At 72.2% G+C, this 7,960-nt stretch carries 6 protein-coding genes; 4 read left to right on the top strand and 2 right to left on the bottom strand.

Annotated features, from left to right (window positions below):
• Positions 1-86: 86 nt before the first annotated feature.
• The 3 genes from ACFULQ_RS47790 to ACFULQ_RS47780 are packed head-to-tail and all read left to right on the top strand — an operon-like array spanning position 87 to position 5,202.
• Complete coding sequence (locus ACFULQ_RS47790) at positions 87-1,580, top strand: SCO6880 family protein (protein ID WP_383557763.1); 1,494 nt, start codon at positions 87-89, stop codon at positions 1,578-1,580.
• Entirely contained in the window at positions 1,577-3,391 is a 1,815-nt protein-coding gene (locus ACFULQ_RS47785) for an ATP/GTP-binding protein (protein ID WP_383557762.1), read from the top strand. The genes ACFULQ_RS47790 and ACFULQ_RS47785 overlap by 4 nt, the downstream gene beginning before the upstream one ends.
• The gene (locus ACFULQ_RS47780) at positions 3,379-5,202 is read left to right on the top strand and encodes a type IV secretory system conjugative DNA transfer family protein (RefSeq protein WP_383557760.1); all 1,824 of its coding nucleotides are present in this window, start codon (positions 3,379-3,381) and stop codon (positions 5,200-5,202) included. Before ACFULQ_RS47785 ends, ACFULQ_RS47780 begins: the two co-directional genes overlap by 13 nt.
• On the opposite strand, the gene ACFULQ_RS47775 is transcribed toward ACFULQ_RS47780, so the two are convergent.
• The gene (locus tag ACFULQ_RS47775) at positions 5,099-6,358 is read right to left on the bottom strand and encodes a DUF418 domain-containing protein (RefSeq protein ID WP_383557758.1); all 1,260 of its coding nucleotides are present in this window, start codon (positions 6,356-6,358) and stop codon (positions 5,099-5,101) included. The genes ACFULQ_RS47780 and ACFULQ_RS47775 overlap by 104 nt on opposite strands.
• A complete protein-coding gene (locus tag ACFULQ_RS47770; RefSeq protein ID WP_383557756.1) occupies positions 6,334-6,726 on the bottom strand; it encodes a hypothetical protein in 393 nt (130 codons plus the stop codon). The genes ACFULQ_RS47775 and ACFULQ_RS47770 overlap by 25 nt, the downstream gene beginning before the upstream one ends.
• A 159-nt stretch (positions 6,727-6,885) precedes the next feature.
• On the opposite strand from ACFULQ_RS47770, the gene ACFULQ_RS47765 reads away from it, so the two are divergent.
• Positions 6,886-7,920, top strand: a complete 1,035-nt coding sequence (locus ACFULQ_RS47765) for an NlpC/P60 family protein (protein ID WP_383557754.1) — start codon at positions 6,886-6,888, stop codon at positions 7,918-7,920.
• The last annotated feature ends 40 nt before the right edge of the window (positions 7,921-7,960 follow it).

The following is a 7,960-nucleotide window of genomic DNA, read 5'->3' as shown; positions in this document are numbered from 1 at the left end:
CCCTCCCCCCAGGGCGCCCGGCGGTCTCCCCAACGGCCCTCGACTCACGCCGTACCCCCATCACTGCACGAGAGGAAACCCGTCACATGTCCACGGAAGCCGTCTCCCATCCGACCTACGGGAACTGGCGCAGGCCGAGGCGCGCGGGGCTCGGACCGCTCGGACTCCTCGGCACCTTCGTGATCTTCGGCGGCCTCGTCGCCACCCTGCTGGCGTCCCTGATCTCGCTGTACGCGGCGATCATCGTGTTCGTACCGGTCGTCCTGTTCCTCATCCCGCTCGCCATCCGCACCCAGGACGGCCGCAACGTCTACCAGCTCTTCGCCCTGCGCGTCGGCTGGTGGCGCCGGAAGGCCGCGGGCTCGCACCTCTACGTCTCCGGCCCGCTGTCCGCGCGGCCCGGCGGCCGGTTCCGCCCGCCGGGACTGCTCAACAAGGTCACCGCGAGCGAGGGCCGTGACGCCTACGACCGCCCCTTCGGGATCCTGCACCACCCGCAGCGCGACCTGTACACGATCGTCCTGGGCTGCGACCCCGACGGCGGTTCGCTGATCGATCCCGACCAGGTCGACGTCTGGGTCGCGCTGTGGGGCGAGTGGCTGGCCCGGCTCTCCCACGAACCCGGCCTGAAGGGCGCCACCGTGATCGTGGAGACCGCCCCCGACCCCGGCACCCGGCTCGCCCACGAGGTGCTGCCCCGCATCCACCCCGACGCGCCCGCCGCGGCCCGCGCCGTGATGGAGGAGGTCGTCGACCGCTACCCGAGCGCCTCCTCCGAGATGCACACCTACGTCACCCTCACCTACGGCAACCCCGCGGGCCAGAAGCGCAGTAAGGAGGACGTGATGACCGAACTGGCCATCCGCATCCCCGGCCTGCTCAGCGGGCTCGTCGCGGCCGGCGGCGGCGCCGCCTACCCGTTGTCGGCCGAGCGGATCGCCGAGGTCGTCCGGGTCGCCTACGACCCCGCCGTCGCCGCCGACGTCCTCAACGCCCGTGCCATGGAAGGCGGAACGGGCCTGGAGTGGGACGACGCCGGTCCCGCCGCGGCCGTGGAGACGGTGAACGCCTACCAGCACGACTCGGGTGTCTCCCGCACCTGGATGCTGACCCTGGCACCCCGCGGCACCGTCCGCTCCTCGGTGCTGCGCGGCATGCTGGAGGCCGCCCCCGGCACCCGGCGCAAGCGGGTCGCCCTGGTCTACCGGGCCATCGACCCCGCCACCTCGGCCCGTATCGTCGAGGCCGACCGGCGCAGCGCCCAGTTCATGGCCACGTCCGGCAAGGGCATGGTCCAGGCGCGTGCGGCCTCCGAGGTGCGGGCGGCCGAACAGACCGCCGCCGAGGAGGCGTCCGGCGCCGGACTCGTGGAGTTCTCCCTGATGCTGACGGTCACCGTCGACACCCTGGAGGAACTCGCCGACGCCAGCGTCACCGTACGCAACCTGACCGCGGCGTCCCGGGTGCTGATGCGCCCCGCCGACCGGATGCAGGCCGCCGCGTTCAGCTGCACCCTGCCCGCCGGAATTCTTCCGTGGGAGCAGACCCTCGTCCCGCACGAACTGCAGGAGGCGCTGTGAGCCGCCGAAGCGAAGAGAAGCTGGCCGAGCGCGCGGACCGGCTGGCCGAGGAGGAGGCGCTCCGGGATCTGGCCGCGGGCGGGTCGGGGCTGGTCGGCCTGGACGGATTCGGCGGCCAGGCCGCCGGGAAGGCGTCCGCGAAGACGTCCGCGAAGGCTTCCGCGAAGACGAAGGCCGCCAGGTCCGGCGCCAAGCATGGCGGCAACGAGAAGCGCCCCGCCAAGCCCCGCGAGCTGTACGTCCCGGCCCGCGGCTGGCAGGGGGCCGGTGGTGGCCGCGTCGGTTACATGGACCCGCCCACCATGTGGCGCGCCACCACGGTGCAGGCCTGCGGTATGTGGCCGTTCGCCGCCGGTTCGGGCTCTCCCATGACCGGAGTGCCGCTCGGACAGCATCTGTCCACCGGCGCCACGGTCTGCGGCGACCCGCTGAACTGGTTCACCCGGGCCCGCTACATCTCCAACCCCTCCCTGTTCATGCTCGGCATGCCGGGCCTGGGCAAGTCGACTCTGATCAACCGGATGCTGATCGGGCTCGCCGCGACCGGTGTCGTCCCGCTGGTCCTCGGCGACCTCAAGCCCGACTACGCCGACACCGTCCGCGCGCTCGGCGGCCAGGTCATCTCCATCGGGCGCGGTCGGGGCGGCATCAACGTCCTGGACCCGGGCGCCATGGGGGAGGCCGCCGCGAAGATCGGCGGCGAGGCCGGCGAGGTGCTGAAGGCGGAGGCCCACGGCCGGGTGCTGAACATGGTCGCCGCCCTCATCACCATCGTGCGCGGCCGGCCCATGGACGACCACGAGCAGTCCGTGCTCTCCGCCGTCCTGCACCACCTGCGCGAACGCACCCCGCCCGGCCGCACGGTGCTGCTGCCCGACGTGCTGAGGGTCCTCACCGAGGGCCCCGACCGGGTCCGCGCGGTCACCCTCGACCGCGGTGACGACGCCCGCTACCGGGACGCCGTGGACCCGCTGCACCGCTCCCTGCTCGGCATTCTCGACGGCCCGCTCGGCGACACCTTCGCCTCCGAGACGTCCACCCGCATCGACGCGAACGCGCCCGCCGTGTGCATCGACATCTCCGGCATCGGCGAGGCCGACACCCAGCTCACCGCCGCCGCGATGCTCGCCGCCTGGTCCGACGGCCTCGGCACGGTCGCCGCCTCGCACGCCCTCGCGGACGCCGGACTGGCGCCCCGGCGCTGGTTCTTCACCGTCCTCGACGAACTGTGGCGCCCGCTGCGCGCCGCCTCCGGCATCGTCGACCGCATCGACGCGCTCACCCGCCTCAACCGCTCGCTCGGCCTCGGCGACGCCAAGATCACCCACACCCTCAAGGACGCCGAGGCCCTCGGCACCGACGCCGACCGCGCCAAGGCGCGCGGCTTCGTCGAGCGGGCCGGCATGGTCGTCTGCGCGGGACTGCCGAAGACCGAGATGGAGGACCTCGGCAAGGTCGTCGGACTCTCCCGCCGCGAGATCGACCTCGTGTCGTCCTGGTCCTCGCCGCCCGGCTGGGGCGTACGGGGCGAGGACGAGGAACCCCCGGGCCGTGGGCGCTTCCTCATCAAGGTCGGTGGCCGCCCCGGCATCCCGATCAAGGTCGCCATCACCGACGCCGAGCGCGACCTGCACAACACCAACACCCGCTGGACGACCAACGAGGCGGCCATCGAGCAGGCCGCCGCCCGCACCGCCCGGGAGGTCGCACGGCTCTCCCAGGACGGGCCGCTGCCCCTGGCCTTCCCGGGAGACCCCGCCCCCCTCGAACTCCCCGCCGGAGACGCGTCGGTCAGGGGGTGGACGGCGTGAGCGGACCCCGCAGCACCGACATCGGCGACCAGACGCAGTGGGCCATCGCCGTGCTGGCCGCCTTCGGCATCCTCGCCTTCACCATCGTGTGGGCCGGCGGCACCTTCGGCTCCGGCCTCTCCGGCTACGGCTGGGACGCCCCGCCGTTCGCCCTGTCCACCGTCTCCACCCTGATATCTCACGGACCGACCGCGTTGTGGCCGGGCGCCCCGGCCGCCGTGCTCTACGCGGGCATGTTCGGCATGCTGGCGCTCATCGCCGTGCCCGCCGCCCTCGCCGTCAACTTCCTCATGGACCGCGGCAAGGCACCCAAGGGCCTCGCGGGGAAGCGCGAACTCGCCGCCATGTGCCCCGAGGGCATCGAGGCCCGCGCCCGCGAACTGCGCCCCACCCTCAAGGGCCGCGAGCAGCTCCACCCCGACGAGACCGGCAACCTCCTCGGCGACCTCGACCCCAAGGGCCCCGAACTGCGCAGCAGTTACGAGGACGTCGAACTCGACCTGATGGCGCCGCGGGCCGGCAAGTCCACCGGCATCGCAGTGCCCCGGGTGCTGCGCGCCCAGGGCGCCGTCCTGCTGACCTCCAACAAGTCCGACGTGTACGCCGTCACCCGCGCCCAGCGCGAAAAGGCGGGCAGGGTATGGACGTTCGACCCGCAGGGCATCGCCCACGCCCCGCGCGCCATGTGGTGGAACATCCTCGGCGAGTGCCACACCATCGAGGGCGCCCGCCGGATGGCCGGTCACTTCGTGGCGTCCGTCAACGACGACACCGCGAAGAAGGACTTCTGGATCTCGGCCGCCCAGAACACCCTGACCGCGCTCTTCCTGGCCGCCGCCCGCGGCCGGGCCCCGCTGACCGAGCTGCTGGCCTGGCTCGCCGACCCCGCCGACCGCACTCCGATCGACCTGCTCCGCGAGGTCGGACTGGTCGCGATGGCCGAGCAGTTGCAGGGCACGGTGCGTGGCGCGGTGGAGACCCGGGACGGCATCTACGAGACGGCCCGCCAGACCGCGTCCTGCCTCCTCGACCCCGAGATCCTCGCCTGGGTCACCCCCGATCCCGAACTCCCGGAGTTCCGCCCGCACGAACATGTCCTGGGCACGGACACCCTCTACCTGCTGTCCAAGGACGGCGGTGGTTCGGCGGCCGGCGTCATCGCGGGTCTCGCCGACGCGACGATGCGGGCGGGTGTCGTGGCCGCCGAGCGGATGGGCGGCCGGCTCGACCCGCCGCTGACCGCGGTCCTGGACGAGGCGGCCAACGTGTGCCGCATCTCCGATCTCCCCGACCTGTACTCCCACTTCGGCTCGCGCGGCATCAACGTCGTGACCCTGCTGCAGAGTTACCGCCAGGGCGCCCGCGTGTGGGGCGACGTCGGCATGGACGCGCTGTGGAGCGCGGCGACCATCAAACTCCTCGGCGCCGGTCTGGACGACGCCGACTTCGTGCAGAAGATCTCCACCCTGGTCGGCCAGCACGACGTGAAGACCCCGAGCGTCTCCCGCAGCAAGGACGGCACGTCACGCTCCTACTCCTACCGCCAGGAGTCCGTCCTGCCGCCCGACCGGATCCGCGCCCTCCCCAAGGGCACCGCCCTGCTCCTCGCCACCGGCGTCAAACCGGCCCTCATCCGGCTCCGCCCCTGGTACAAGGAGCCCGGTGCCGGAGAGATCTCGGCGGCAGCGAAGGCGGAGACGGCGGCCATCACGGAACGCGCAGCGGCTCGTCTGCTGCCGGGTCCGGGCCTGACCCTCGAGAAGGGGAACGTCGTGGACCTGGAGGGCTACCGGGACGCCGCCCGAGCGTGACGGTCCGCAGCACCAGCTCGGCCGGCGCGTACCGCACCCGCCCCATGAGCCAGACGCCCAGGGCGAGTTGGACGCCGTACAGCACCGGACACCAGGCCAGGACGACGGCGGTGCCCACCCGGTCGTAGAGACCGAAGCCGTAACCGGTGAAGACGAGCGCGAGGACCAATGACTGGGAGAGGTACTGAGTGAGGGCCATGCGCCCGGAGGCGGCCAGCACCCGCGCCGCCGCCGGGCGCACGGCGGTCAGCAGCAGGAGCAGGCCGCAGGCGTACGACGCCGTGAGCGCGGGCGCGGTCAGCAGCGACACCGCGTGTCCGACCAGGAACCAGCGGCTGTCCAGCGGTCCGTTCGCACAGCACGCGGTCACCACACCGCCGGCCAGACCAACAGGCAGCCACCTGACGACGACCGCCTTGAGCCACTTCCGGTCCCGGCCGCGCCGCTCCACCAGGCCCACCTTGGCCGCCGCGAGGCCGGCCAGGAACGCGGCCAGTATGTCGGGGGCGTACAGCAGGTTCGCGCCGACAGCCGTCGGCAGTTCGTGCAGACGCGCGCCGACCACCGACAGGAAACCGCCGTGATAGGCGGCCACGCTGTGCGCGACCTCCGGGGCGTACTGCGCCGGGGTGACCGGTCGGGTGAAGGCGACGGTCAGCAGCCCGTACCCGAGCAGCAGCAGCGCGAGGCCAGCCACCAGACAGACCGCGCCCCGTAGCGCCGCCCGCGGACTCAGCCCGCGCACGCCGTACAGGACCAGCCCCAGGGCGGCGTACGTCATCAGGATGTCGCCGCTGTAGAGCAGCACCGCGTGCACGAAGCCGAGGCCGAACAGTCCTGCCGTACGCCGGAGATGGCGTACGGCGGACCCGCTGCCGGGCTGCCCGGCGGAGCGTTCCTGGAGGACGAAGCTGTAGCCGAAGAGGAACGAGAACAGCTGATAGAGGGTGGTGGTCGCGGTCACCGCCCAGGCGGCGCCCCGGTCGACGCCGGAGGCATCGGGACCACCCCCGAACGCGGTGTAAGGACTCGCCATCAGCTGGGCGTTGACGAGCAGGATGCCGAACAGGGCGAATCCGCGCAGCACATCGACGTCCTGGACCCGCCCGGGACCGACCGTCTCGCGCCCGTTCACCGGGTCAGCCGGGTTCCGCACGCGAACACCACGGTCGACGTCAGGAACCACCCGAGCGCCGGCGACAGCAGATACCGGGGGGTCCAGAGCCGGGCCGCCGTGGGCCGGTCGCGCGGATAGCACACGGGTACCGTCCCGCCGACCTCAGGCAGTCCGCGCAGCGGGCCGTACGCGCCCGTGTCGATGACGACGGGCCGGCCCAGGTGGTCGGTGAACAGCACGAGCCCGCTCCGCCGCCGGTCGCCGACGACACGCGGGATCACGGTGCCGGTCACTAGCACTCCCCGCACCCACAATCGCGCCACGGTCAGCAACTGCCGTACGGCGAGCAGGAGAAACCCGAGACCCACCCCCGTGCACAGGGTGAGCAGCAGCAACTTGGCGTCCATACGGTCCCTTCACCGGCCGGCCGTCCTACCTCTTCGCGCACAACGTCTCCCGCGCGCCACGGGTTCACGCCGTCAGCGGGTCACTGAACCGCCGTACGGGTGAGGCCCGTTGTGCGTACGCATCCTCAACTCATGCGTACGAAGGGAGCTTCGGCCCAGATGAGACGGCCCCTGCGCAGACACGGCTACCGGGCGGCGACAGCCGTCGCCCTGGCCTGCGCCCTGACGGCGGCGAGCCAACAGGGCGCCCGAGCCGCCCCTCGGACCCTCACCGAGGTACAGAACGAACTGGAGAGCCTGTACCACCAGGCGGAGGTGGCGACCGACAAGTACAACGCGGCCGACGGCAAGGTGAAGGCACAGAAGAGGCGGGTCAGTGCGCTCGACTCCCAGGTCCGCGCGGCCGAGGCGAAGCTGACCCGCCTCAACTCCGCCGCCGGAGCGACGGCCAGGGCCCAGTACCGCAGCGGCGGCGTGCCCGCCGAGCTCCAGTTCGCGTTGGCCAGTGACCCCTCTCGGGCCCTGGACAACGCGGGGTTGGCGCTCCAGGCCCAGCAGAACGCACAGAACCTGCTGACCGAGCTGAAGACGACGAAGTCCGCCCTGCGCACCCGCACGGACGAAGCGGCGGCGGAACTGAAGCGGTTACGCGCGAGCCGCCGCGCGATGGCGACACAGCGCAGGACGATCGAGCAACACATCGCCGAGGCAAAGGCGTTGGAGTCCTCGCTCGCGGCGAAGGAGCGGGCCCGCCTCGCCGACCTGGAGAAGAAGGAGTCCGAGCAGGCCCAGGCGAAGTGGGAGAGCACGGGCATCCTCAAGAAGGTCGGCACCGATGCGACGGACGCGGGCCGGAAGGCCATCGCCTTCGCCGCCAAGCAGATCGGCAAGCCCTACGTCTGGGGCGCGGAGGGACCCGACTCCTACGACTGCTCCGGCCTCACGAGCCAGGCGTGGCTGGCGGCGGGCGTCACCATCCCCCGCACGTCGGAAATGCAGTGGGCCCAGCTGAAGCACGTTCCCGTCGAGGACATGCGGCCCGGGGACCTGATCATCTACTTCTCCGACGCGAGCCATGTGGCGATCTACGCCGGGGGCGGGAACATCATCTCGGCGCCGCGGCCGGGGCGGTACGTGTACGAGTCGCCGGCGGCTTCGATGCAGATATTGGGGGTGGTGCGTCCGGACGCGTGACGCCGGGTACGCGACGACGAGGGGCGGACCGTCAGGGTCC

This window comes from Streptomyces sp. NPDC057253, assembly GCF_042669125.1.
Taxonomy (GTDB): Bacteria; Actinomycetota; Actinomycetes; order Streptomycetales; family Streptomycetaceae; genus Streptomyces.
Note: the sequence above shows the minus strand (reverse complement) of the source record. Positions and strands in the feature narration are given on the sequence as shown.

What these genes read in the sequence shown, in the direction of transcription:
- ACFULQ_RS47770 (WP_383557756.1), bottom strand. Translation starts at nt 6,726, where the DNA reads ATGGACGCCAAGTTGCTGCTGCTCACCCTGTGCACGGGGGTGGGTCTC.
- ACFULQ_RS47790 (WP_383557763.1), top strand. Translation starts at nt 87, where the DNA reads ATGTCCACGGAAGCCGTCTCCCATCCGACCTACGGGAACTGGCGCAGG.
- ACFULQ_RS47765 (WP_383557754.1), top strand. Translation starts at nt 6,886, where the DNA reads ATGAGACGGCCCCTGCGCAGACACGGCTACCGGGCGGCGACAGCCGTC.